The following is a 24,771-nucleotide window of genomic DNA, read 5'->3' as shown; positions in this document are numbered from 1 at the left end:
CGGTTAAGGTTACTGCGTTTTCCAGGTCCACTCACCTTTATCGGTGACAGCCGTAACTTCAATAGCGCCGCAGTTACTACTTACGGTTCGATGGATACGCTTACCAAACTTAACAGCGACCGGGAAAGGTTTACGGTACCAGTAGTAAAGATAAGCCCCTGGGACATTGCCGTGGGGAATTGTTTGTGTGATCTCTCCTTTCTTTTTAAGCGCGAGTTTTTCCCCAAGAGATACCGGTTTAGAGCGCCAGGCGCGTGGGTGATACACAACACAGTTACCACGGTCGACAATAATGTCTTCAATGATGACCTCATCTTCTCTGGCGGTGAAGTACAGGCTGTTCCCTTGCTTCTCGATAGACAGCGGCGCGGTTGTTTGTTGTTGCTGCTGTGAGGTGTTCTTGTTGCTATTGCCGGCCAAGCCATCGATATAACCAGGAGGAGCGATAAACATACCACTAACATCGATCCAGTCGACGTATTCCCTCAACTCTTTGTGCATCTCTTCAGCGTTCATGCCGTCGAAACGGGAGTAGTCTGGACCCGTGGCTTCTGCCTGGTCATTGACGTAGCCCCGCTGGTAAATATCCCACAGCTCGTCGAATTCAGCTACCGCTGCTTGATTTTCAAGCTCAGTTTTAAGGACATTAACGCTCTCGGTGGGATTGTCTGCGTCATATGTCTCACCGCAACCTGCCAGTGAGAAAATAGCCATGTACATGATGATGGTTTTGATGAGTGATTTTTCCATGTGAATACCTTTGGGTGTTAATTGGATAAGGAGGACTCTGCCTGGCAGTAGGTCTTGGGCTAGGAGGAGGGGATCATCGGCATTCCACGCCAGCTTTAGCGACACTGGTGTAGAAACGTCTGACATTCCCCTGGCCCTGGCTGAAACCTTCCAGCTCCTCGGTGGAGTACTGTTGAGCCAGCTTATTGAAGGCGCAGCGGCACATCTCGGTAGGGGCGTTTTGCGTGCACCCCGCGAGGAACTCTCCTTTGACCTTGCCCATAGGATCGTCTGAGCACCCGGCAGAAATCAGAGTCAAGACAAGCAAGGCGGTGCTGATCGGTCTTCTCATGGTGCTCCCTTACATCAATACCAGGCTGATGCCCAGGGCTACGCCAATGACCAGTCCTACGGTTTGCGGTCCCATCATCCAGAACAGCTTGATCCAGATCAGTGACCCCATGCCGCCACTGGTGAACATCATGTCGGGCTTGGCGAAACGGCGAATAGCGTCACCAATCAAGGCGCCAATAGTGCCGATTACGGTTCCCACGATGGCTGCGAATATCTTGGCCATCATACCGGCCCCCAGCACCATGGTTGAGTTGTTGTAGCTCACCATGATGATGGCCAGCACCAGGGCTGCGATGCCCCAGCCAATCGCGGATTTTTGGATGCTGCTGATCTCCTGTTGCTCTACATCGCTATTGCTGGCGTCAAAGTCTTCCATTGTCTTTCTCCTTGTTTGAGTTGGTTCTTCCTGAGATCCCCGGGCAGGCATGAGCAGCGTGCCCTGCCTAAAGAAGGTGCTTGTTGGTGGGTTATGTGATCCAAGACGCAGAAAGTATTGCAATGCAATACTATCAAGGTCAAGCGTAGTGATACGACAGAGGTATGGCTCTGCCGTAGCGTTGCTTCATCTGATTTGGTGGAGTGGGCGTGATGAGTTTTCCCGAGCGCCTGAAAGCGGCCCGGTTGGCATTGGGGCTGACTCAGGAACAGTTGGGCTTTGAGTTGGATGTCACCAAATCCACGGTTTCCGCTTGGGAGAATGGTCGTGACGCTCCAGGCTTTCGTCTTCTTCCTGCCCTGAAACAGGTGCTAGGTGTTTCGCTTGATTACCTGATTTGTGGTGATGAAGCGGGTGGCGTCGCCGATCCTGCGGGTGCCTACGGCGCGGAAGTCCGCAGTGAAGCTGAAGCGCATCTGCTCAAGCGTTACCGCAAACTTTCTCGTAGCCGCCAGGAAGGCCTGAAGGCCCTTCTGGATTAACCGGCAGACTGCTTACCTGCCAGCTTATTGCTGAGTCCAGAAGTCGATTGGGGACGGGAGTCCTTGTTTTGGATTGATCCCTCGCCAGAAAACTCCTCCACCACCTGTAATCCCTCATCCTCACCATACTCGAACCAGGCGTTCATCAGCCCTGCCTGAGCAACCTTGTCCAGCTCCGTCTGGTGAATCCCCAAATTCTCTCGCCCCTTGGCTTCCTCCCTGGCGTGGGTGACGGCTTCTTTCAGGGTCTGATCGGCCCGCAGGGTCAGGTCCACGTAGTAGATCGGCGCCCGATGGCTTTGCGTGGTGCTCTTGCAGCGCAGCTTGAGCTCCAGCGGTAGGGTGGCCAGGTTGCCGCCACTGATGGCGTGGAAGTAGCGCAGTCGTGCTGCCAGAGTGCGGATGCTGTTGTAGCCGGTGGTCCGGAACACAAAACAGCCTAATTCATCGTCATTCCCGATACGGACATACAGACGACCATAGGGCTTACACAGCCCATGGCTGCCGTAGTCGCACAGATCCGGGGAGGGGCAGTCTAGTGATGACAGGCCATTCTCGGTATGCCGCCGGCATGTCTCCCCATTGCCTGCACACAGCGGCCTGCCGCTCTTGCGGTCAAAGAAGGTGTACTCCGCTCGCAGGTTCAGGTCCGGGTCATTGAAGGGCAGGGTAATAGGGATGCTGCGGAGTTTGTTGCCCTTGGTGTCCTGGCGCAGGGCCTCATCCAGCGGGTGGGGCAGCCAGCCTTCCTTGGTCTGGATCTGGGTGGTGAGGGTGAACTGGTCGTCTTTCTCGGGCAGACGCTTGCCGTTCTTCTCCACCATGCGACCGATGCTGATGCGACCGATCACGGGTGGGGTAATCGCGAGTCCTTTAATCATGGGATTCTCCTGATGGCAACTGACATAGACGCAGCCGGGCATGGCCCGGCTGTTTTGCCGTGAGTCGTAGAGGGTTAGGCATTGGGGCGAACCAGGAAGCGACGACTCCCGGCCTTGTGCTTGGGGTACTGCTTGAGCAGATCAGGTTGATCCTGCAGCAGAGCTTTCGTATCCAGGCTGGTGGAGTCCTTGCTGCGCTTCCAGGTCACAGAGCCCTCTGTGAAGGTGGCCTTGCTGGCCAGCCCCATGGTCTGCTGGATGCGTTGCTTGAGGGTGGATTCCCGCTCGTTTAACCGGCCCAGGGTGTCACGCAGATCCAGCAGCTCATTGAAGTCGCCTTCCATGGCTGGGTTGTCCGTGAGATCCACGGTTTCCCCTTTGTCCTGGGGGTAGAGCGCTTGCAGGGCGTTCCCGGCAGAGTCGGAGCCATCGGGGTCCGGTGGCGTATCCGCTTCCACCAGCTGCCAGAACTCCCGCTCCAGCTCGTACAGGTGAGTGATCAACGCCTCATCACGTTCGATCCGGTGAATCTGCAACTCCTGCCCGCAGATCAACACGGCCACATCGGCAGCCTGCTTTCCGGTGACCGCTAGCTGATGCTGCACTTGGCATTGGATGTACTCGGGAACCCCATCGGCCCAGAGCTTGGCGCCGTACTGGCCGGTGGTCTTGCACTCGAGGATCTGTACGTCATCGTTACCCGCCACGGCGTAATCCAGATTGGCGAGCATCCAGGGCTTGTCCTCATCCGGGTGCTGCAGCACGGCATTCACACGCCGGACCTTGTTGCCGGTGATCTTGGCGTAAGCCTCGGCCACCTTGGGCTCCAGCAGGGTGCCCCAGTACAAGGGTGACTGGATGTCATCCGGATCGGGAGCCGGGAGCAGACCATCGCGCCCGGTCTTGATCATCCACAGCTCCAGCGGTGACTGGTACGGGCTGATGCCCACAGCGGCAGCCGCATCACTGGCGCCAATGCCTTGCTTGCGGACCTTCAGCCAGTCTTCGCGGCTCATGCGTTTGGTGGACACCAGGCGCAGGGCAGGGCGCTGGGTGGGAATCGTGCTTTTCGGTTGTGCCATGAGTGTTCTCCTGACAAAGAAAAGCCCCGGCACAATGGCCGGGGCTAGACGTAAGGGAAGGGATGGAGAGTGAGTGATGCCTAAATGGCATCATGCGGCGCGACCTGACGACGAGGATGGCTCATCGCCTATCTCGAAGAAGTCATTCACCAACGCTTCGATATAGTGCTCAGCCTGCTTGTCGCTGGGGAGATGGCCGGTAGTGAGCAGTTGCTCACCCAGCCATTCGCCCAGCTCGCTGACCACTTCATACTCGAAGATGCCGGGGCGTCCACGGGGTTCGAACCAGACGTGGGAGACGGTCTGCCACAGTGGGTCCAGGTATTCACAGGAGGCGATGATCAGCTCGATGCAGCCACTGTCCCAGGTCTCCAGGATGCGGCGACTGCGTCCCGGATCGCCGGGATGACACATCAGGCCTTCATGCAGGAACGCGCCCCACACCGCTGCCAATTCAGCAGGCATAGGGCGGCAGTCCCATACCGCCAACAGGCGGTAGAGCCATTTCAGATTCATGGTGTTCTCCAGGTTTTCTTTGAAGCGGGAATAGAGATAGGGGAGAAAGATCAGACCGGTATCAGGCGACCAGTAGGGAGGTTTGTTCCAGAGCGCGTTGCTTGATCTGGGCACCCTTGCCGAACCAGGCTGAGTCCAGCCGGTTGTCGGTGCTGCGGGCTCGCCGCTCATGGTCCACGAACTCGGTGACCGCATTGAGCAGGCCGTAGGCTGTGTTCTTTGCGGATGTCAGATCCGATCCGCGTCCTGCGCCGTCATAGAGTGACATGGCTTTCTTCATGGCCTGTTCGTTGGCCTTCACCGGCATGCCCGGTGGCTGATAGGCGGTATCGGTGAAGATGGTCTGTATGACCTTCTCGGCCGTCTTGCGGGTGATGCGGCGCTCGCTGAGGGCCTTCAGGCGATACATGAAGTCATCCCAGGCAGAGACAGAAATACCCAGCTGTTTCTTCACCGATTGCGGGTCGAAGGTGGTGTTGTGGCGCACTTTCACCGCGTGGGTGTTGCCATTCAGTGCGACGGCGAGAGTGTTGTTACACACCACCCGGATACTGGTGAACTGCGCTGTGGTGGCCAGGGTACCGTCACAGGCGGTAGCTAGCAGCACATAGCCGTTGGTTTGGTCATTGCCTGCCAACGTGCCGGACTGCCCGGTACGCGCCAGAGCCCACAGCTTGCGGCCCCCTTTCAGGACGCCCGCGGTCTCCAGCTCGAAGCCGGATTGCTCGGTAAGATCCCGGTAGAACTCCAGCACCTCACGGGGCTGAACCACCTTGAAGCGGTTACTCACTACCGACAGGGGCTCTTGATTGTCAGAGCGGAACAGCACCTTCTGATCCGGGAACGATGAGATCTGCCCGAGGGAGCCTGCTTCGCTGCTGATAAAGCGAACCGGGGTCTCACGGATCTCCCAGTTCATGCCGGCCTCACGCATCCAGACTTCCAGGGGTTGTTGGGTGGCTAGCTGGTTGCCCAGCCCGTGCCAGGGGGTACGGCCGACGTAGGCCATGTTTTCGACAAGATGTGCCATGGTGAATCTCCTAATAACTAAGAAATGCCAAAGGGCAGGGTTAGAGCCAGCCGCGTTCAGCCAGGCTGATGTAGCCAGAACGGGACACCACAAAGTGATCCAGCACCCGAACATCGATCAGCGCGAGGGCGTCCTTGAGGCGTTTGGTGATTTGCCGGTCGGCAGTGGAGGGCTCACTGCAACCGGAAGGGTGGTTATGGGCGAAGATGATGGCTGCGGCATTGCAGTCCAGAGCGCGTTGCACTACCACGCGGGGGTAAACAGCGGAGCTATCAATGGTGCCGTTGAACAAGGTCTCGAAACTGAGCACCTTGTGCTTGTTGTTGAGGAAGATGGCCGAGAAGACTTCGTTTTTCTCCTGTGCCAGAGCCAGTTGCAGGAACTGGGCGACATCGGTAGGCGCGGTCAGGGCCTCCCGGTCGGTAAGCTCATCCAGCAGGATGGTGGCCGCCGTACTGACGATCTCCTCGGGTTTAACGCAGCCCTGTACGTGGTACAGGCCCTGCTCGTTCTTTACGAAAGTGGGAATATCCATTCAGGCCTCCAAAGGGGCATAAAGAAGCCCGCACAAGGCGGGCTTCGGAGTGGTGGGCAAAGGGAAGAGGGGGTTACTCAGAATCGAGGCGGAAGCTGTGTCCGCAGTCCAGGCATTCCAGGTTGTCGAGATAGGTCTCGTCGAGCTTGGCTCCCAGCGCGGCACCGGCTTCACCTCCGGCAACGCCACCAGCTAGACCGCCGAGCACGGCACCTGCGATACCGCCGATGGCGGACCCGGCAGGGCCAAACGCCAAGCCGACAGTAGCGCCAACCCGAGCACCACTGGTCGCCATGGCAAACCCACTGGCAGCGCCGGCAGCCGTGCCAACAGTCCCGCCAACCTTGCGGCCATTTTGCAGGGCGACGATTCGGATGGAGCGGCAGGACGGACATTGAATGATCATGAAACCTCCATGAGATGGGGTCAGGAAGGACATTCCTTCCCGGCTTCATGGAGGTGATATGTGTTTGAAAATAATTAGATTAGAGCTGTTTATGTGAAAGCCAAGGAGATAGAGGCGCTTTGATAGGTTGTCAGAGTTTTATGTCTCTTTGTGCTGCCTGTAGTCCGTAGACTTTTGTAAATCACATGTGTTGAATTGCGATCGTGAAAGACGAGAATATGAATAGCAAAATTCGCTATTCAGTTGGGGGTAATGTTCGCCCAAATGGAAGTGCGCTCTATGTCGCAAGAGAAGTTGTGATAAATGTTGTTTGGATAGATGCATGCACTATCGGCTGGATCATATAATCCAAGAAGAGTGCGAGGGCTCATGCTAAGCTATGTTAGTCTGCGGAGTTTTCAAGAGCCCGCCTAGAACCGCACGCGGAAGAAAAGTGAATAAAGCACAGGTATTGCCACCATGGTAAGCAGAGTGGCGAAGGCAAGCCCCCCCATGATAGTAATCGCCATGCTCGAAAAGAAGGCGTCCCACATCAGAGGTATCATGCCGAGAATGGTGGTGAAGGCCGCGAGGATCACGGGGCGCAGGCGGCTGACGCTGCCATCGACTAGTGCATCTCTCATTAGCTTACCGTCCTTGACCTGTGCGTCGACTTCGTCAATTAACACGATGGCATTTTTCATCAGCATTCCGGAAAGGCTGAGGAAGCCGAGCATTGCCATGAAAGTGAATGGCTGACCAGTTAGTAACAGGCCGATGCTCACGCCACAGATCGACATTGGTACGATCAGCCAGATTATCAGCGGCTGACGGACCTTTCCGAACAATAATACTGAAATTACCAGCATCACAAGGATCCCCAGCGGTACCTGTTTCGCCAGGGACGCTTGCGCTTCGCTGGCTTTCTCATATTCGCCGCCCCATTCCAGAGCATAACCTTTTGGCAGCGGTAGCGTTTCCACCGCGTTATGTAATTGTCGCAATGCTTGGTCGGCAGTCAGGTCGCCAATCGGTTCGGCCTGAACTTTGAGCGCGCGTATACGGTTGCGCCGATGAATAAGGGATTCTTCGGTGGCAATTTCTAGTCCGCTTAGCACCTGGCTAACAGGAACGTAGGTCTGTTCGGCGCTGCTCCACATAACACGGTTGCCGAGTTTGCTGACGCTGCCACGTTCCTCGCTGGGAGGACGTACCACAATTGGTATTTGCGAGTCATATTCGCGGTAGGTGCCGGCTTGGATACCGGTAGTGGCAAATAGTGATGACGTTTTCACTTCTGCACGGCCAACGCCGGCGATACGTGCTCGTTCTTCATCGAAATGCGGTACCACGACAACCTCCCGCGTACGCCAATCGATTCTGATATCTTGCACAACATTACTCTCTTGGAAAATTTGTTGTGCTTGCTCACCAAGTTGACGAAGCACAGCAGGATCGTTGCCCTTAAAGCGTGCCTCAATCTTGGCCCCGCCACCAGGGCCGAACATCATCGTTTGTGGGTACACCTCGAGGGACGGATATTGGTTTGCTAGAACTACTCTTAATTCATCAATCAGGCCGTTAATCAACTGACGATTAGTTACGCGCACGATCAGCTGACCATAGGATGGATTTGGTAGCTCCGGTTCATAAGTCAGCATGAAGCGGCTGGCGCCCTGGCCAACAAAGGTGGTGACTGCTTCTACTTCATCGTGAGCGAGAATCAGACTTTCTATTTCGCTTATCTGCCGCGCGGTTTCTTGTATATCGGCACCCTGACGTAGCCACACATTAAGGTAGAACATTGGCATGTTCGATGGCGGGAAGAAAGCATGTCGAACAAAACCGAAGCCGACTATCGAAATTACGGTAATCATAACTAGTGCGGTAACGGTGATGCCTCGGTTTTTTAGTGCAAGCAGAAGGATCATGCGGTACTTGCCGTAGCTTGCATGCGCGTAGGGATCTTCGCCTTCTTCATACTGGTGGCCATCAAACAAATAGTGGCCCATAAGTGGCGTAACAGTGATCGCCAGCAGCCAACTTAACAACAGTGAAATGGAAATAACTGCGAACAGCGAGAACAGGAATTCGCCGGTCACGTCTTGCGACAGGCCGATCCCGGAAAATGCCATGATGCCGATAACAGTGGCGCCAAGCAGCGGGATTTGGGTGCGACGACAGGCTTCGCTTGCGGCATTCTCGGCACTTTTGCCGCGCTGGATACCGATTAGCATACCTTCGGCAATGACGATGGCATTATCAACTAGCATCCCCATGGCGATAATCAAGGCGCCGAGAGAAATGCGCTCCATTTCGATGGCAAAAATTGCCATAAAAAACACTGTGCCAAGCACGGTAAGTAAAAGGGTGCTGCCGACGGCAACTCCGACGCGCCAGCCCATGGCCAGACAAAGGACACAGATTACAATAGCCACTGACAATGCAAGACTGGCAAGGAAGTCATCAATCGCTTTGTCAACCACAAGGTGCTGCTGGTAAATCGGCTTAATATGCACACCTAACGGAATATGGTGGCGAATTTTATCAAGGTGCTCGTTGACCGCGTGCCCTACCTCGACAATGTTGGCATTTTGCAGGCCGGCGATAGCGAGGGTGAACGCCCTTTCGCCATCATAATTGATAAGTTCCCTGGGGATATCGTCGGTAGCGCGGTATACGGACGCCACATCGCTCAGGCTGAATTGCTCCGTGGAACCGGGTCGACCGATGCGTAACGCCTCAATGGCTGCGACTGAATCAAAACCGGGTTCGCCGCTAATGCGAATGCGGCGTCCATCGATTTTAAAAGAACCGCCGGATTGCATGCGGTTTTCCGATTGTAGAGCGTTGAGCACTACTTCCAGCGGAATGCCGAGGCTGACCAGGCTTTCTTGGGAGATATCCACATAAATGACTTCTGACGGCTCGCCTGCGGTGGTGACTTTCGACACATTTGGCACATTCAATAACTCGCGGCGTAGGAAGCGCGAGAGCTCGCGTACCTCGGAATCAGTTAGGTCTGGTGCGACGACCGCAAAGAAAATTCCGAACACATCGCCATAGTCATCATGGACAGTGGAATTTAAAGCCCCAATTGGCAGGAAGCTTTGTGCGTCACCGACCTTGCGTCGCAGTTCATCCCAAACTTGCGGCATTGTGTCGCCGTCATACTGGTTCTTTATCTCGACCTTGATAATAGACTCACCGGGGCGAGATCGCGAGGTCAGTCGTTTCAGCTGTGGTAATTGCTGGATGGCGGATTCCAGCGGCTCGGTGATTTCCTTTTCTACTTCTACTGCGGTGGCGCCAGGGTAGGGCGTGACCACCAGTGCCATCTTGATGGTGAAGGCAGGGTCTTCGAGGCGGCCAATATTGTTCATTCCCCACAAGCCGCCGAGCAGGCATGCAAGTATAATCAGCCAGGTGTTGACAGGACGCTTGATGGAGGTGCGTGCGATATCCATGAGGCGCCCTATCAGAATCCGTTGAATGGGGTTACGGGCATGTTATCGTGCAATAGCCGCACGCCAGCACTAACAACCTGTTCGTTACCTGAGAGACCGGCGACCAGAGCGTGGCCCTGCTTGGTGACGCCATGTACCTTGACCGGCTGTGCAGTCACCACAGATTTTTTCGGTTGGTAAACCCACACACGGAATTTGCCTTCGGCATCGCTGTCAAGTGCGGACTGGGGAATGTCAATCATGGCATCCGGGCGGTTGCTGGCTTCACTTACACGCACCGTAACGGTCATACCCGGTAAAATTGTCTTTTCGTGCTGGCGCGCCAAGCTGAAGGTGACGCGATAGGATTGTGCTACGGAATTCGGCTCAGTTTCATGTTCGTGATATTTGAGCGGCAACGGATGCTCCGAGTCGTTACCGAAAATTGCGTCGGCCATCAGTCGTTCCGGTGATTCAAGAGTCGCCATCAAGTTCTCCGGGACGTTGATGTGAACACGGAATTCCTCCACGTTTTGCACTCGCACGATTTGTGCGCCAGCGGGTACGTTGGTGAACGGATCGACCAGTCGTCGTGTTACCAGTGCATCGAACGGTGCGAGGATGCGTGTGTAGGCAAGGTTTCGTTGTGCAGTAACAAGAGCAACTTTACGCAGTTTGTATGCGGTTTCGGCCTGATCGAATTTTGCTTGCGGCAGTGTGCCCCGTTCGAACAAGGTACGGGTTCTCTCAAGATCGCGCGAGGCCTGTTCGAGTTGTAGTTCAGCTTCGCGCACCGCGAGTTGATAATCAGATGAATCAAGCGCGGCGATTAGTGTTCCCTTAGCAACAAACTTGCCCTGATGGACCGGCATATCGATGATGCGGCCACTCACCTGAAAAGACAGGTCTACTGTGTTGACTGCGTCGACGCGACCGACGAAGTGGCGAGCTGCTTGAAAGTTATTATTACTGCTGACTTGGTAGAGGCGGACCGTACGGGGCTCCATTGCTGCTTTATCATTGCCGCCGCAGGATGACAGCAACAGGGTAGCGTAGACCAAGATAGCAAGAGTAATGCAGCCATTGCGTAGCGGTATTGGTGACACGCTTTTGGCGTGTGAATGCATGCCGGAAAAGGATGCTGGATCTTGTTTCATTTGAGCAGATCCTTGGCCAGTCGTTGCAGTTGTTGGTAAACCAGTCTGCGTTGGTCGCTGGGTACCGGTGAGATATCAAGTAATTCCTGGAACAACAGGCCGTCGGCGGCTGCCCACAGCAACCATGCCGTGGGAGATTCCCGTTCTTCTTCGAGGATACGTTTGCGGGTTTGCTGAATGTATTGACGCAGCGGGTCGAGAAGGGCCGGCTGCTCAGCGGCTGAGGTCAGTATGGCCATGGTGACCCTGGGGTCGAGCACCTCAGGATCCATCCTTGCTGCAAGCATGGCGCGCAGGACGCTCCAGGGCTGGCCCGACAGCGTTTGCTCATGCGTCTCACGAACTGTTCTGGTGCGGGCGATTAGGCGTTCGAGCATTGCCTGGAATAGGGCTTCCTTAGTGGCAAAGTGGTAGAGAAGCCCGCCTTTGCTGAAGCCGCTTTCACGGGCAACTTTGTCAAGGGTAATGCGCCCGGATCCGTGCTCTACGGCTATGCGCTGAGCAGCATCCAAGATCATGTCACGAGTGGAGGTGGTGTTCATGGCGGTTCCTAGTACGAACTACATGGTCTGCTTAATGTACCAACTAGACGGTAAAGTAGCCAGTTCCTTGGTCTTGGTGTGGATAGCTGTGTTTTAAGGGGTTGGATGATCGCCCGGGTTCGTTCATATGCTGTTGGTGGTTTGAATTATTCCTCTGGCATTGACATTTGGTTGTATGGCCAAATAACATGTTTCGAAAGTGCCGCCTTTTTTGCGGCTTGACCATCCTGAAGAGCCCTGTCTATTTGGAGGAGCCATGAAATCTATCCCGATTAAGCCGCGCAAAGTCGCCTTTGATGTCTCATCAGTGCCAAGGCACTGGAATGGCGGTGATCCCGTGCTGACCCGCTTTTTTGATGCTCTCTCAGTGCATTTCCCGGAGGGAGAGCGCTTCTTTATCCAATCAGTGCGTAACTTCAAGGATCAGGTGACAGATGATCAGCTGAGTGAGGATATTCGCCACTTTATTCGGCAAGAAGGTCAGCATGGGATTGTCCATGATCGTTTCAACGATGTGATGGCCAGCCAGGGCGTGGATGTGGATAAGGTCACTGCGAATCTAAGGACCTTTATTCGCACCACACAAAAGTACCTGCCGAAGAAGTATCAGCTCGCCATGACGGCGGCGTTTGAGCACTTTACGGCAACCCTGGGCGAAACCATGGTCAGCGAGAAGAGCGAGATGTTTAGCGAGGCTGACCCCGTCATGAGAGCGCTATTTCTGTGGCACGGGGTCGAAGAAGTAGAGCACAAGGCCGTGGCCTATGATCTTTATCAGGGCGCAGCAGGTGGAGGCTACTTGACGCGCGCGTCTGCGTTGGTGGTTGCGACCCTGATGGTTCACCTTGTCGTGGCTCCAGTATTTTGGAATATGCTCAAGCTTGATGGCGTAACGCGCCAGCCTGGTGTGATTCTGCGAGGCCTGAACAAGCTTTATGGGCGAAAAGGTATTCTCACAGGCATGCTGCCTGATTTCCTCGCTTGGTTCCGCCCTGGATTTCACCCTTGGGATACCGGTATGCCTGAGAAGGTTGCCGCGTGGTTGGCGGAGTATGAGACTCATGGAGATCCGATGCGGGCATCGGAAACCATTTACGGTCCGGCTCCAGTGAGTGAGGCAGCCTGATGCATGGAGACAAGCAGGATGTCCCCAGTACCGTCGATGTTCCTCATACACATCGGCCTGGGCGTCACTGTGGCAGTTCAGCTATCAGAGACCTGCTGGAGTTTCATGGGCTTAATTTGACGGAAGCTTTCTGCTTCGGGCTGGGTGCCGGGCTTGGTATTACTTATGTGGAAATACCAGGCACGGACACCCCGTTTATTGTCCATGTCCGTTCAATGGGATTTGAGGAAACGGTGTTCTCTACACTGGGCGTGCCGTTTCGCTGGGAAACTTGGCAAGATAAATGTGCTGCCGCCGATGCGCTGGATGCCCATCTTGATGCGGGGCGGCCTGCGCTTCTCTTAACTGATATTTTTTACCTTCCTTATTTCAAGAGCAGTACACATTTCCCCGGTCACGCCATCGTCGCCTGGCAGCGAGCCGAGAAGGGCGAGACGATGCTCGTTAGCGATACCGAGCGCCCAGGGCTTTTAGAGGTGCCTCGTGACAAGTTGGTTGAAGCCAGATTCTCCTTGTCGCCACCCTTTATCCATCATGGTTCATTGTTCGCACCCGAAAGTGTTTCGGTTCAGGTGTCTGCCGAGAACGTGCGCAGTGCGATTGTGAAGAATGCAGATAATCTCCTGCAAGGAAGCAGGAGTCACGGTATTCAAGCGCTAACAACTTGGATCCAAGAACTTCCTCGCTGGAAGGCAGTGGATAAATGGCAATGGTTGCTCCGTTTCGCCTATCAAGTGATCGAGAAGCGTGGAACGGGGGGCAGCGGCTTTAGAGCGATGTATTCAGAATTTCTCGATGAAGCGAGTGAAATTGTTCCTGAAATACATGAGGCAGGCTTGGTCGAGTTGATGCGCACGAGTGCTGCGGCATGGTCCGCTCTGGCTGATTGTCTGCGAAAGGGGTCCGAAAGTGAAACATTCCCTGAAGAGGCAATAACGGACGCCATTGAATCTGTGCGTGTTGCAGAGACCCGGTATGCGGATGCCGCTTCAACATTCTGATAAAAAGTTGCTAACTATGACAGCTGAGACATCACTCCCGAGAGAACTGCTTGCCGCAAAGGCTTTTTTTGGTTCAGGGCATCCGTTGTTCAGGGTTTTTGGTATCGCAATGGATGACATTACCAAAGATGGCGCGGTAATGAGCATGCCTTGTGTGGAAGAGGTTTGTGATCAACAGGGAAAGCTTCATCGGGGAGCCATCGCTACCTTGCTTGATACTGCATGTGGTTTGGCGATTTTTGTGCGCCTCGGCGACATGCGCCCAATTGCGACAATTGACTTGCGCGTTGATTTCATCGCTAAAACCGAGGCTGGCGAAGGGGTGGCATGTAATGTCACCTGTTTTGCAGTTGAAGAGAATATTGCCTATGTCCGCGGAGAGGCATTTGGGCGTGATGGCGACAATTTGCTGGCGTCGGTATCAGGCAGTTTTGCGATAGGAACGGCAGGCCCGTCCTTTGATCAATCTGTGAATGATAGCAATAAGAGAGCCCCCTCCAAGAAAAACACAATCGATGATGAAGGAATCATCAGCTTCGAAACAGAAAGGGTAACCGCTCTCTCTATTGTGGCCGGCGATGTATCACCATACGAAAAATTTCTTGGTATGACGGCCTCGGACGATAACGGCGAAGCAACCTATAAAATGCCGTTTCGCGAGCAGCACATTGGCAACCCTCTGATCAAGACTTTTCATGGCGGTATTATCGCAAGCTTCGCGGAGCTTGTTGCTGGCGCGCACTTAACAGCGAATCAGACTGAACAAAATAAGCCAGTATGTTCAAGTATGACTCTGGATTATTTGCGCCCGGCCTTTGCGGGTACGTTGGTGGCGAAGCCGAACATTATTCGTGAAGGAAAGCGCTTCATTGTGGTTGTTGTGGATGTGTTTCTTGATGGCGCCCAGGTTTCCCGAGGTCGCTTCATTTATAAGAGAGTCCTCACTTCCAGCTAATCCAATCTATAAACAACCCTCCCCCCTTCCTTTTCTGCCTCAATAGAGGAGTTCTGTTATGTATATTTCACAGACTTTGCGCCGTGCGGTTCAATTAAACGGCCAAGGTACGGCTACCGTTTTTGCTGGCCGGCGGCAAACCTGGCGAGAGTTTGAAGACCGTATCGCATGCCTTGCTAACGGGTTGCTAAGTCTGGACGTCAATGCGGGTGACAGGGTTGCCATACTGGCATTAAACAGCGATCGCTACCTGGAGTATTTCTATGCAGTGCCGTGGGCCGGTGCGGCAGTGAATCCCGTCAATATTCGGCTCGCACCACCTGAAATCGCCTATACCTTGAATGACTCAGGTTCTAAAGTGCTTTTCGTTGATGACACCTTTGCAGCATTGCTGCCATCGCTACAGCCACAGCTTGAGTCTATCAAGCATGTTGTCTTCATAGGTGAGGGCGAGTGTCCACAAGGGTGTATTGATTATGAATCCCTTGTCGCCAACGCCGATCGAATCCGTGACGCCAATGCTGGCGGTGACGATCTGGCGGGGCTGTTTTATACCGGTGGTACCACTGGGCGGTCAAAAGGCGTGATGCTGAGTCATGACAACCTGGTATTCAATGCCCTGAACGTGGTTGCCGAGATGGGCTATGACAGTGACACCATATATATGCATGCCGGGCCCATGTTCCACTTGGCTGATATGGCCAGCACGTTTGCCGTGACACTGGCTGCGGGGACACATGGCATTGTTCCTCGCTTTGATGTTGATGAAGTGCTGGCTTTCATTGAGCAGGAGAAAGTCACGAACACCCTGTTGGTGCCGACCATGGTCAATCTTCTAGCCTCATCTGGTCGCATCGCCAATTACGATGTCAGCAGCATAAAACGCATGCTGTATGGCGCCTCGCCAATGCCAGAGGCGGTATTGATTAGTGCTATGGAACAAATGCCGACAGTGTCATTTGCTCAGGGCTATGGCCAGACCGAAGCCTCCCCAATCATTACCTCACTCGGGCCAGAACATCACATTCCCGGCGGAGAAAAATTACGTAGCGCCGGTCGCGCAGCACTGGGTGTGGAGGTGGTGGTGCTTGATGAAAATGATCAGGTGGTATCTCAAGGTACGGTTGGCGAAATATGTGCGCGGGGACCAAACGTCATGTTGGGTTACTGGGGAATGGAATCAACAACCGCTGATACCTTGCGCAATGGTTGGCTACATACCGGCGACCTTGGCTACATGGACGAGGATGGATTTGTCTTCATCGTTGATCGAGCCAAGGACATGGTAATCAGCGGTGGAGAAAATATTTTCTCTGTTGAAGTTGAAGGTGCCATTTATGGCCATCCTGCGGTACAGGAGTGCGCGGTAATTGGTATTCCCGATGAACGCTGGGGTGAAGCTGTGCATGCAATCGTGGTGCTGCGTGAAGGAGAGCACGCCAGTGAGGCAGAGATTATCGAACATTGCCGTGAAAGAATTGCAGGTTACAAAGTGCCTCGTAGCGTTGAGTTTAAGGCCGAGTCGTTGCCGGTGAGTGGGGCAGGTAAGGTGCTGAAAAACGAACTGCGAGCCCCCTTTTGGGAGAGCAACGGTAAACAGGTTAATTGAGTAATCGATGACCTTGTATTGCGAAATTTATTGGCTTGGAGGCTTCCATGAATCTGGATTTCAGTAATGACGAAAAAGAATTTCGTAAGAGTATCCGGCAGTGGATGAAGGAAAATGTGCCTGATGATATTCGGCGCTGTACTGCCCGAGGAGCGATGCCAGACAAGAATATGCAGCAACGATGGGAGCGTTTGCTGGGCAGTCAAGGTTGGCTCACGTCTACTTGGCCAGAACAATTTGGTGGCCCAGGGTGGAGCGCTACCCAGCGGTATATTTTCGATCAGGAACGCGCCTCGGCAGGGGCTCCGCCAACAAGTCCTTTTGGTGTGGCCATGGTTGGGCCGGTGTTATATACCTTTGGTTCTGAAGCACAGAAGGAACGGTGGTTGCCCGGCATTCAGCGTGGCGAAACGCTATGGTGCCAGGGTTATTCTGAGCCCAATGCGGGCTCAGATCTGGCCTCGTTAAAAACGCGAGCCACGCGTAATGGCGACCATTATTTGGTTAATGGTCAAAAAATCTGGACGACACAGGCCCATTGGGCAGACATGATGTTTTGCTTGGTGCGAACGGATAGCACCGTGAAACAGCAGCAGGGTATTTCATTCCTGCTGATCGATATGAAAACCCCCGGGCTTGAAGTACGGCCGATTTATTCAATTGATGGGCATCATCACCTTAACGAAGTCTATTTTACCGACGTGAAAGTGCCTGTGGAAAATTTGGTGGGTCAAGAAGGAATGGGGTGGACCATTGCCAAGTTTCTTCTTACCCACGAACGCACCACCATTGCCGGTGTGGCGGATATTCACTACGAAATCAATCGCCTTAAAAGTGCTATCGATGCGCTACCAACGGAAACAGATAAGCAGTTGGCGGTGCGTCGGTTGGCTGGCTTGGAAGTCGATCTTATGGCACTGGAATACACCAACTTTCGCACCGTTGCTGCCACAGATGAAGGCAAGCCGTTCGGCCCAGAATCGTCAGGACTGAAAATCAAAGGCACGGAACTACAGCAAAGGGTTTCCCAAGCGATGGTGGAAATCGGAGGTTTGATGTCTTTGCCATGGGATAACGAGGAGCCCATTGGGGAGCAAATTTTTAATCAGGCCAGTCGCCGCTATAACTTCCTGCGTGCGAGCACCATCTATGGTGGATCTAACGAGATCCAGAAAAACGTGTTGGCGAAGATGTTGCTCGGATTGTGAGGTGAAAAATGGATTTCAAGTTACCCGAAAATACCACCATGATTGCGGATACCGCGCGCCGTTATCTTAAAGACAACTATTCATTTGACACCTACATTGCACAGTTGAATGAGAGTAATCACCTTGAAGCGAATCGCTGGCAGGCCATGAATGATTTGGGTTGGTTTGGCCTTCCGTTTGCTGAATCTGTTGGAGGGTATGGCGGCTCATTGCTTGACGTGTGCGCCATTGTTCAGGAGTTAGGAGCCGCGCTTTGTCTTGACCCTTTTGTCGATTTAATTGTTTCCCCCGGCAAGTTATTGGAGTGCGCCAATACGCCAACATCCTTGGCGTTGCTTGATCGCATTATTGCTGGTGAGGCACGTGTGGCTTGCGGTCTTTATGACCGGCATGCCGGTTATCACGTGCTGAACCCTTCCTTGAGGCTAAACGGAGAACGACTTTCCGGGCAGAAGCACGTTGTGTCTGATGGTGGCGTTGCAGACACCGTGCTCGTCTCCGCTATGTCTGGTGATGAGTTGGTCATTGTCGCGCTACCTTTCGACGCCTGTGGCGTTGAAAGATATCGACTGCTCGATGGAAGCCGTGCTGCCAGTTTGACGCTTGATGATGTGCTCATCACAGACGAAATGGTTTTGTGTCGTGGTGATGCGGCAAAGCAGGCGGTTTCTGCCTGGTTCGATTATCTGTGCGCATTGGATTGCGCACGTATGTACGGTGCCTGCCGAGAGGTGTATCAGGCCACTCTGGAGTACGCTCGAACGCGTAAACAGTTTGGTACAACGATTGGCAGTTTTCAGGTAATCCAGCACTACCTTGTTGATGCGTTTATTGATCTCCAGCAGCTGGAATCCATGCTCTTGATGGTGTCAGTAAAAGGAGAGGACGCAAACGCTTGTGAGCGCGGGCGCGCGACAGCGGCGGCAAAGGCTTACTACGCAAACCAGGCCGTCGGTATCACGCAGCAAGGTATCCAGATCCATGGTGGCGTTGGTGTTACGGAAGAGCTGAACATTGGCCATTACTTCCGTCTGGTGACACATGCGTCATTGAGTCATGGCGACCGAGAGCACCACATGTCACGGTTTATTCAGGCGGGGGAGAACCAAAATGAAGTCGTTTGATTTTATCGTCGTGGGGGCGGGCTCTTCGGGCTGTGTTCTTGCCAACCGGTTAAGCGAGTGCGGCAAGTATTCCGTTTGTCTTATTGAGGCCGGCCCCCACGATAATAGCGGTTTTATTAATATTCCGTTTGGACTCATCGGTCTAATTAAACAAGGAAAGCGAAACTGGGGCTACGACACCGCGCCACAGAGTCACCTTAATAAAAGGCGCCTCTACTGGCCGCGAGGAAAAACACTGGGGGGCAGCAGCTCAATCAATGCCATGGTCTACATTCGAGGCCAACAACAAGACTATGATGACTGGGCAGCGCAAGGCGCAACAGGGTGGGCGTGGAAAGATGTGCAGCCGGTATTCAATGCACATGAAAACAATGAACAATACTCCGCTGACAATTGGCATGGTGTGGGTGGGCCGCTGAATGTTACCCAAGTCAGGGATGTTAACCCGTTAACCCCGCTGTTTATTAAGTCCGGTGAAGAGCTGGGTTATACCCGAAACGATGATTTTAATGGGCCGGAACAGAAAGGCTTTGGCCGGTTTCAGGTAACACAAAAAGAAGGGCGCCGATGGAGTGCCGCGCGTGCTTTCCTGGATCCTGCACGTGGCCGCGATAACTTGCACATCATGACGGATGTGCAGGTAACCAAGGTGTTACTGGATTGCGGCAGGGCGATTGGCGTCGAAATTTGTGATAGTGATGGTGCTCAATCGGTCATTGGTACGAACAAAGAAGTCATCCTGTCCGGTGGGGCGATCAATACCCCTCAGTTGCTGATGTTGTCGGGTATTGGAGAGCGAGAGCACCTATCGAAAATCGGCATCACCTGTTTGCAAGACTCGCCGGAAGTTGGGGAGAACCTTCAAGATCACCTTGATATGACCGTCATGATCAAGGATAAAAGCCGTCAATCAATCGGCATGTCACCGTTTTTTATACCTCGGCTGATTAGTGCCTTCTACCAGTATTTTCGTCATCGGCGCGGCTTTCTTGCCAGTAACGCGGCGGAAGCAGGGGCTTTTGTCAGCCTGCTCAGCGAGCCGGATCGTCCGGATGCTCAGCTACACTTTTTACCGGCTTATCTACGAGATCATGGACGTCAGTTGACGCCAGGGTTTGGTTGTACGATTCATGTGTGCCAACTCAGGCCTAAGAGTCGAGGACAGATTCGATTGGCCAATAGCGATCCATTTGCTGCGCCTTTGATAGACCCAAACTATCTTTCTCATCCTGACGATATTCTTGTGCTCCGTGAAGGCGTGAAACTAGCCAGAAAAGTGTTTCACAGTCATTCTTTCAGCTCTGCTTTTGGCGGTGATGACGAACCGGCTTCCAGCGTGGAGAGTGATGAACAGATTGACGCGGATATTCGCCAGCGCGCTGAAACAATCTACCATCCCGTCGGCACTTGCCGAATGGGTAGTGATAAAAAAGCGGTGGTGGATGTCCGTCTGCGGGTAAACGGTGTGAAGGGGTTGCGTGTCGCGGATGCCTCGATCATGCCACTGTTGATCAGTGGTAATACGAACGCGCCATGTATGATGATTGGCGAGCGAGCGGCACAATTCATTCTAGAGGATGCGCAATAAAGATCGGCTAGAGAAAAGCTATTATAAAAGGTGTAATGCCGGAGTTGCATGGAAGCAATTCCGGCATTTTTTTGTGTGTCTTTTAGCAAACGGTGGTGACAGAGTCGTCAACTATTCAGAGGTTCCCTAAACCCCTTGAGCATTATTATGCCGCCGGATTGCTATACAGCTCATGCAGTTGGCCACCTTCAGCGAACAACTTATCACGCCACAGTTTTTCCAGCCCTTTGGTGTCATGTTGATCAGGGTGGAAATCCGGCTGAATGAACTCAGGAAGGCGCGAAAGGATTTGCGATACAAACCCGTTACGACCTAGCAAAATATTCAGACCTTTAACATTATCGCTGATGTTGCCGAGCTGGCCGTCTTTGACAAGCATCCAGCTCCAGGTGATGCCCAGCATCGGCAGCAAGACGACCATCGAGGCGAGGGCTGCAGCCACGCGCTCTGTACGGCTGTTACCAATAAGCTCATATACGTCGTAGGCAACAGATTTGTGTTCCAGCTCTTCGAGCGCATGCCACTGCCATATTTTGAGCATTTCAGGGTCTGCCTGGCGTACAAAATTCTCGTCTTCAAGCAGCTGCTCGGCGAGAAGCGCAGTAAAGTGCTCCATAAACGTGGTGGCGGCTAGCCGAGTGCTCGGCGGCAACTTCTCTAGTATGGCCAAGCCAATTTTGACAAACCGATCTGGCGACTGCATGTCATAGCCGTACTCGGCGAGAATCTGGTTCAGCCTGTCATGCTCTCGTCCGTGAATGGCCTCCTGCCCCATGAAGCCCGATATGGCCGCCCGTAGAGATTCGTCCTTAACCTGACCACGAAAGTGTCTAACAGACTCCATGAAATAGCGTTCACCAGGTGGGAAAAACCCGGAGAGCATGGCAAAGAAAGTCGTTGCTGTGGCATTTCCAGCATAAAAATACTTTGGAATGGAATCCGGAAATTGAAAATTGATATGACGCGGTGGAATGCCCACCAGCGCGCCGCTGAGTTTCTTAATGCTTTTTACCGTATTAGACGAGCGCATATCGCCTCCAATCAATAATGTGATAGTTAAATAGAAAAATGTCAGGCCATGCCCTGATGCGTTTTTTTATTTTTGCTGCTTTGCTGTTTTTTAAACATAATTTCAAGCAAGCGTTGGTAGCCTGTGGGTATCAGTCTTTGTGTGGTGTCCAGCATGACCGCGTCACCGCCTACCAAAACTCTTCGCCGGTTTTTCCGCACGCCTTTCAGGATGGTTCTAGCGGCAGCTTCGGGTGTGGTCATGGCAATTTTTTCGAACATGCTGGCAATCTCTTCTTTGTCGCCCATGTTCATGCTGCCCATGTCTCCCATGCGACTATTACGCGCTATGTTGGTCTTTACTCCACCTGGATGAACGCAAGTCGCGCTGACAAGGCCGCCCGCGATATCCAGCTCTTCACGTAATGATTCTGTAAATCCGCGAACAGCAAATTTTGCGGCGTTGTAGGCTGACTGGGTTGGAACACCGATAATGCCGAAAACGCTGGAGATGTTGACGATATGGCCTTCACCTATTTTCTGGAGATGGGGAAGAAATGCCTTTGTACCGTATACGACACCCCAGAAATTGATATTCATCAGCCATTCAAAGTTTTCATAGCTCATGTTCTCGACGGTCTCACCCAGTCCCACACCGGCATTGTTCATGATGAGATTTACTTTTCCGTGTGTTGATACGGTATCTTCCGCGTATTGATAAACCGCATTTTTGTTGCTGACATCAACAACATGAGTGCTGATGTTGACGGCGTAGCCTGCCAGTAATTCGACCGTCTTCTCTAGGCTTTCTTCGCTGATATCAGAGATCGCTAAGTGGCAGCCTTCTTTTGCTAGAGCAATCGCCGTGGCTTGCCCGATGCCCGACCCGGCGCCAGTGATCGCCGCGACTTTTCCTGAAAATGATTTCATCGTTGCGCCTCTATATTGAGTGTGTTGCTCAGAAGTTTTTGGACGAGATTGCGTTTCGTTTTATGTAGGTTTGTCGTTTCGAATTTAAGGTGGCCATCATTCATTTTTCCATAACGAAGCGCCGGCAGGTCGTGAAGATAATCGTTGAGGTTTTGCCAAGGATCTTTGTTGCCTTGGCGTGGCAGGCGGTCATCAGCACGTTGAATGTAGCCAGAGCGAAGGTTGAGAAAGTTGACATCAGAGCCACACCCTTCCTCGTCGATAGGGGTCACCTTTTCTGCGCCTGTCTTGCGCATATGCTTGAGAAGCCGACAAACAAATTCGGAGGCAATATCTGCCTTGAGGGTCCAGGACGCGTTGGTATAGCCAAAGACCAGTGCCATATTAGGCACTTTTTCCAGCATTAAGCCTTTGTACATCATGGTGTTTGAGAGATTGACGTGCGTACCATCAACACGTAGCTCTGCGCCGCCCAACATTTGCAAATCCAGACCGGTAGCTGTGACGATAATATCGGCAGGTATCCAATCCCCAGATTCCAGTTTTATACCGGTTTTGGTGACATTTTTTATATGATCCGTCACCACGGAAGCCTTGCCTTCACGAAGCACCTTGAACAGATCCCCCTTGGGAACTGCGCACATTCGTTCCTCCCATGGGTTGTAGTGAGGTTGAAAATGCTTCATGTCGATATCCGGCCCCAGTTGTTTGCGAGCAGCGGCCAGCAGTAATCTGCGGATCGCTTTGGGCTTACGAATCGATAGGTTAAATACGGTTCTCTGCAGCAGGATATTGCGTGTGCGCGCCATGCGGTAAACAAGCATTTCTGGCAGTACTCGGCGCAGGTTTTTCGAGATGAGATCTTGCTCAGGGACGGAGGCAACATAAGTAGGGGAGCGCTGTAACATGGTGACATGCGCAGCGCGGTCGGTCATCGCGGGCACCAGTGTTACGGCGGTGGCGCCGCTGCCGATCACGACAACTCGCTTACCCGTATAGTCGTAGTTATCTGGCCAGTGCTGCGGGTGAATTACCTCGCCGCCAAAGCGATTGATTCCAGGAATTTTCGGTGTGTAGCCGGCGTCATAGTTATAATAACCGGTACAGTTGAGGACAAACCCAGCGGTGAAAACTTCTTCTTCACCGGTTTCCTCGTTCAACGCGGTAACCGTCCAGCGATTGAATTCGCTGCTCCAGTCCTCGGCAGTGACTTTCAGGCCAAAATGAATTTTCTTGTGGACCTGATGATGCTCAGCGGTTTCTTCGATGTAATTGCGAATAGAGGGGCCATCGGCAAGCATCTTGGTGTCTGTCCAAGGCCGAAAGTTATAGCCGAGTGTGAACATATCGGAGTCCGAACGGATGCCGGGATAGCGAAATAAATCCCAGGTGCCACCAACGCGCTTGCGTCGCTCAAGGATGCCATAGCGTAGATCTGGGCACTTGCGGCTTAGGTGACAAGCCGCACCAACGCCGGAAAGGCCCGCGCCAATGATCAGCACGTCGAGGTGTTTATGTTTCATGGTGTAAGTCTCCGATCGGTGGAGCGTATGTGATTTCCTTGCGGGTCAAGGTGCTGAAGAAAGTCCAGCACTGCTCCGGTAAAAATACTGTTGCGGTCACCCGCTACCATATGACCTGCTTGATGGATTACTCGGTACTTGGCATGTGGCACGAGGGCTAATAATTCCTGGGCTCCTGCTTCGCTGAGTACATCACTGTGATGGCCGCGGATGAGTAATATCGGTAATTTGAGTTTGCTTGCTGCAAGATTGAGTCGCGCTCGGCCGAACATGCCTTCATTTGCTTCAGGGATTACCGCATGATCAAGAAACGCAGGATCCCAGTGCCAATGGAGACGGCCATTAGCGTCCTGGCGGAGGTTTTTTCGCAAGCCCTGTGAGCTTGATTGTGCTTTTCGTGTTGGGTTATAGGCAGCCACGGCATCCTGAACCTGATCCAGAGAGTCGAAACCGTCAGGGTGGCGGCGCATGAACTCAATCACCCGGCGAACGCCTTTGGTCTCAAGCCGTGGGGCCACATCCACCAGTACCAGACCTCGACAGGGCAAGGGGGGCTCCTCCCCAAGGGTAAGCATGGCCGTCAGTCCGCCCATTGACGCTCCCACGATATAAGGTGATGTGGGAAGTGATTGGATGATGGCGCGGAGGTCTGATACCAGCGCGGTGCCGCTGTAATCCCCTTCAGGGCACCACTGGCTTTGACCATGACCGCGGGCATCAATGCAGGTAGCGCAGTACCCGGATCTGGCCAGAGCTGTTGCCGTGTGCGCCCAGGCATGACGGGTCTGTCCGCCGCCATGCAGCAAAAGCACCTGCGGTGACTTCGGGTCCCCGAACTGGGTTGCACTAAGAACCAACCCGCCGTTTCCCGGGAACTGTATATCCCTGCCAGATTCCGGTGAGTGCTTTGAATCGCTATAGGCAAGGCTTGCGAGGCTGTCGTGAGGATGCATCATTATAGGCATTTATTTATTTGGCCAAACAACCAAATATTAGCGTTTCTTCTACACAAAGAAAAGTCCTATTTGACGATATTGATGATCATTCAGCGGTGTGGCATACGGTGAGGACAGAAAAAAGCCCCCATAAAGGGGGCATGAAAGTGCGTTAGCACAAGGGGAATA

General features: G+C 53.3%; 23 protein-coding genes. 8 read left to right on the top strand and 15 right to left on the bottom strand.

The window, feature by feature from the left end; all coding sequences use genetic code 11:
* Positions 1 to 9: 9 nt before the first annotated feature.
* Positions 10 to 750 carry a hypothetical protein gene (locus tag ACMG4N_RS15820; protein WP_414432388.1) on the bottom strand — a complete coding sequence of 247 codons (741 nt, stop codon included), beginning with the start codon at positions 748 to 750 and terminating at the stop codon, positions 10 to 12.
* A gap of 340 nt (positions 751 to 1,090) precedes the next feature.
* Complete coding sequence (locus tag ACMG4N_RS15815; RefSeq protein WP_414432386.1) at positions 1,091 to 1,459, bottom strand: hypothetical protein; 369 nt, start codon at positions 1,457 to 1,459, stop codon at positions 1,091 to 1,093.
* Positions 1,460 to 1,671: 212 nt separating this feature from the next.
* Between ACMG4N_RS15815 and ACMG4N_RS15810 the strand changes: the two genes are divergently transcribed.
* The gene (locus tag ACMG4N_RS15810) at positions 1,672 to 2,001 is read left to right on the top strand and encodes a helix-turn-helix transcriptional regulator (RefSeq protein ID WP_348678277.1); all 330 of its coding nucleotides are present in this window, start codon (positions 1,672 to 1,674) and stop codon (positions 1,999 to 2,001) included.
* Here ACMG4N_RS15810 and ACMG4N_RS15805 read toward each other — a convergent pair.
* The 9 genes from ACMG4N_RS15805 to ACMG4N_RS15765 form a co-directional block, all read right to left on the bottom strand.
* Positions 1,998 to 2,882, bottom strand: coding sequence for a hydrolase or metal-binding protein (locus ACMG4N_RS15805; protein ID WP_414432385.1), 885 nt, complete (start codon positions 2,880 to 2,882; stop codon positions 1,998 to 2,000). The genes ACMG4N_RS15810 and ACMG4N_RS15805 overlap by 4 nt on opposite strands.
* 74 nt (positions 2,883 to 2,956) lie before the next feature.
* Positions 2,957 to 3,964, bottom strand: coding sequence for a YqaJ viral recombinase family protein (locus ACMG4N_RS15800; protein WP_290524106.1), 1,008 nt, complete (start codon positions 3,962 to 3,964; stop codon positions 2,957 to 2,959).
* 90 nt (positions 3,965 to 4,054) lie between these two features.
* Entirely contained in the window at positions 4,055 to 4,480 is a 426-nt protein-coding gene (locus ACMG4N_RS15795; protein ID WP_290524107.1) for a hypothetical protein, read from the bottom strand.
* Positions 4,481 to 4,541: 61 nt separating this feature from the next.
* Entirely contained in the window at positions 4,542 to 5,510 is a 969-nt protein-coding gene (locus ACMG4N_RS15790) for a DUF932 domain-containing protein (RefSeq protein WP_348678254.1), read from the bottom strand.
* A gap of 40 nt (positions 5,511 to 5,550) precedes the next feature.
* Entirely contained in the window at positions 5,551 to 6,045 is a 495-nt protein-coding gene (gene radC, locus ACMG4N_RS15785; RefSeq protein WP_414432382.1) for a RadC family protein, read from the bottom strand.
* A gap of 73 nt (positions 6,046 to 6,118) precedes the next feature.
* Positions 6,119 to 6,451, bottom strand: a complete 333-nt coding sequence (locus tag ACMG4N_RS15780; protein WP_035233488.1) for a hypothetical protein — start codon at positions 6,449 to 6,451, stop codon at positions 6,119 to 6,121.
* 410 nt (positions 6,452 to 6,861) lie between these two features.
* Positions 6,862 to 9,897 (bottom strand): efflux RND transporter permease subunit, encoded by a 3,036-nt coding sequence (locus ACMG4N_RS15775; RefSeq protein ID WP_035233487.1) that lies wholly within the window; start codon positions 9,895 to 9,897, stop codon positions 6,862 to 6,864.
* A gap of 11 nt (positions 9,898 to 9,908) precedes the next feature.
* Entirely contained in the window at positions 9,909 to 11,033 is a 1,125-nt protein-coding gene (locus tag ACMG4N_RS15770; RefSeq protein WP_082872392.1) for an efflux RND transporter periplasmic adaptor subunit, read from the bottom strand.
* Positions 11,030 to 11,575, bottom strand: coding sequence for a TetR/AcrR family transcriptional regulator (locus ACMG4N_RS15765; protein ID WP_414432379.1), 546 nt, complete (start codon positions 11,573 to 11,575; stop codon positions 11,030 to 11,032). Before ACMG4N_RS15765 ends, ACMG4N_RS15770 begins: the two co-directional genes overlap by 4 nt.
* 256 nt (positions 11,576 to 11,831) lie before the next feature.
* On the opposite strand from ACMG4N_RS15765, the gene ACMG4N_RS15760 reads away from it, so the two are divergent.
* The 7 genes from ACMG4N_RS15760 to ACMG4N_RS15730 are packed head-to-tail and all read left to right on the top strand — an operon-like array spanning position 11,832 to position 20,186.
* Positions 11,832 to 12,701: a metal-dependent hydrolase gene (locus ACMG4N_RS15760; RefSeq protein ID WP_063521616.1), complete on the top strand. Its 870-nt coding sequence runs from the start codon at positions 11,832 to 11,834 to the stop codon at positions 12,699 to 12,701.
* A complete protein-coding gene (locus ACMG4N_RS15755) occupies positions 12,701 to 13,702 on the top strand; it encodes a BtrH N-terminal domain-containing protein (protein ID WP_414432377.1) in 1,002 nt (333 codons plus the stop codon). Before ACMG4N_RS15760 ends, ACMG4N_RS15755 begins: the two co-directional genes overlap by 1 nt.
* On the top strand, positions 13,677 to 14,657 hold the full coding sequence (locus ACMG4N_RS15750) for a PaaI family thioesterase (RefSeq protein WP_414432375.1): 981 nt from the start codon (positions 13,677 to 13,679) through the stop codon (positions 14,655 to 14,657). Before ACMG4N_RS15755 ends, ACMG4N_RS15750 begins: the two co-directional genes overlap by 26 nt.
* A 58-nt stretch (positions 14,658 to 14,715) precedes the next feature.
* Positions 14,716 to 16,266 carry a long-chain-fatty-acid--CoA ligase gene (locus ACMG4N_RS15745; protein WP_414432373.1) on the top strand — a complete coding sequence of 517 codons (1,551 nt, stop codon included), beginning with the start codon at positions 14,716 to 14,718 and terminating at the stop codon, positions 16,264 to 16,266.
* Between the two features lie 47 nt (positions 16,267 to 16,313).
* Positions 16,314 to 17,474 carry an acyl-CoA dehydrogenase family protein gene (locus ACMG4N_RS15740; RefSeq protein WP_414432371.1) on the top strand — a complete coding sequence of 387 codons (1,161 nt, stop codon included), beginning with the start codon at positions 16,314 to 16,316 and terminating at the stop codon, positions 17,472 to 17,474.
* Positions 17,475 to 17,482: 8 nt separating this feature from the next.
* Complete coding sequence (locus tag ACMG4N_RS15735; RefSeq protein WP_414432369.1) at positions 17,483 to 18,598, top strand: acyl-CoA dehydrogenase family protein; 1,116 nt, start codon at positions 17,483 to 17,485, stop codon at positions 18,596 to 18,598.
* Positions 18,585 to 20,186: a GMC family oxidoreductase gene (locus tag ACMG4N_RS15730; RefSeq protein ID WP_414432367.1), complete on the top strand. Its 1,602-nt coding sequence runs from the start codon at positions 18,585 to 18,587 to the stop codon at positions 20,184 to 20,186. Before ACMG4N_RS15735 ends, ACMG4N_RS15730 begins: the two co-directional genes overlap by 14 nt.
* Positions 20,187 to 20,331: 145 nt before the next feature.
* On the opposite strand, the gene ACMG4N_RS15725 is transcribed toward ACMG4N_RS15730, so the two are convergent.
* The 4 genes from ACMG4N_RS15725 to ACMG4N_RS15710 are packed head-to-tail and all read right to left on the bottom strand — an operon-like array spanning position 20,332 to position 24,600.
* The gene (locus ACMG4N_RS15725; protein WP_414432365.1) at positions 20,332 to 21,216 is read right to left on the bottom strand and encodes a metal-dependent hydrolase; all 885 of its coding nucleotides are present in this window, start codon (positions 21,214 to 21,216) and stop codon (positions 20,332 to 20,334) included.
* A gap of 41 nt (positions 21,217 to 21,257) precedes the next feature.
* Positions 21,258 to 22,124, bottom strand: a complete 867-nt coding sequence (locus ACMG4N_RS15720) for an SDR family NAD(P)-dependent oxidoreductase (RefSeq protein ID WP_007150445.1) — start codon at positions 22,122 to 22,124, stop codon at positions 21,258 to 21,260.
* Complete coding sequence (locus ACMG4N_RS15715; protein WP_035248735.1) at positions 22,121 to 23,647, bottom strand: flavin-containing monooxygenase; 1,527 nt, start codon at positions 23,645 to 23,647, stop codon at positions 22,121 to 22,123. The genes ACMG4N_RS15720 and ACMG4N_RS15715 overlap by 4 nt, the downstream gene beginning before the upstream one ends.
* Entirely contained in the window at positions 23,644 to 24,600 is a 957-nt protein-coding gene (locus tag ACMG4N_RS15710; RefSeq protein ID WP_063509528.1) for an alpha/beta fold hydrolase, read from the bottom strand. The genes ACMG4N_RS15715 and ACMG4N_RS15710 overlap by 4 nt, the downstream gene beginning before the upstream one ends.
* Positions 24,601 to 24,771: the final 171 nt, after the last annotated feature.

This window comes from Alcanivorax sp. IL2, from assembly GCF_047495475.1.
Lineage (GTDB): Bacteria > Pseudomonadota > Gammaproteobacteria > Pseudomonadales > Alcanivoracaceae > Alcanivorax.
Note: the sequence above shows the minus strand (reverse complement) of the source record. Positions and strands in the feature narration are given on the sequence as shown.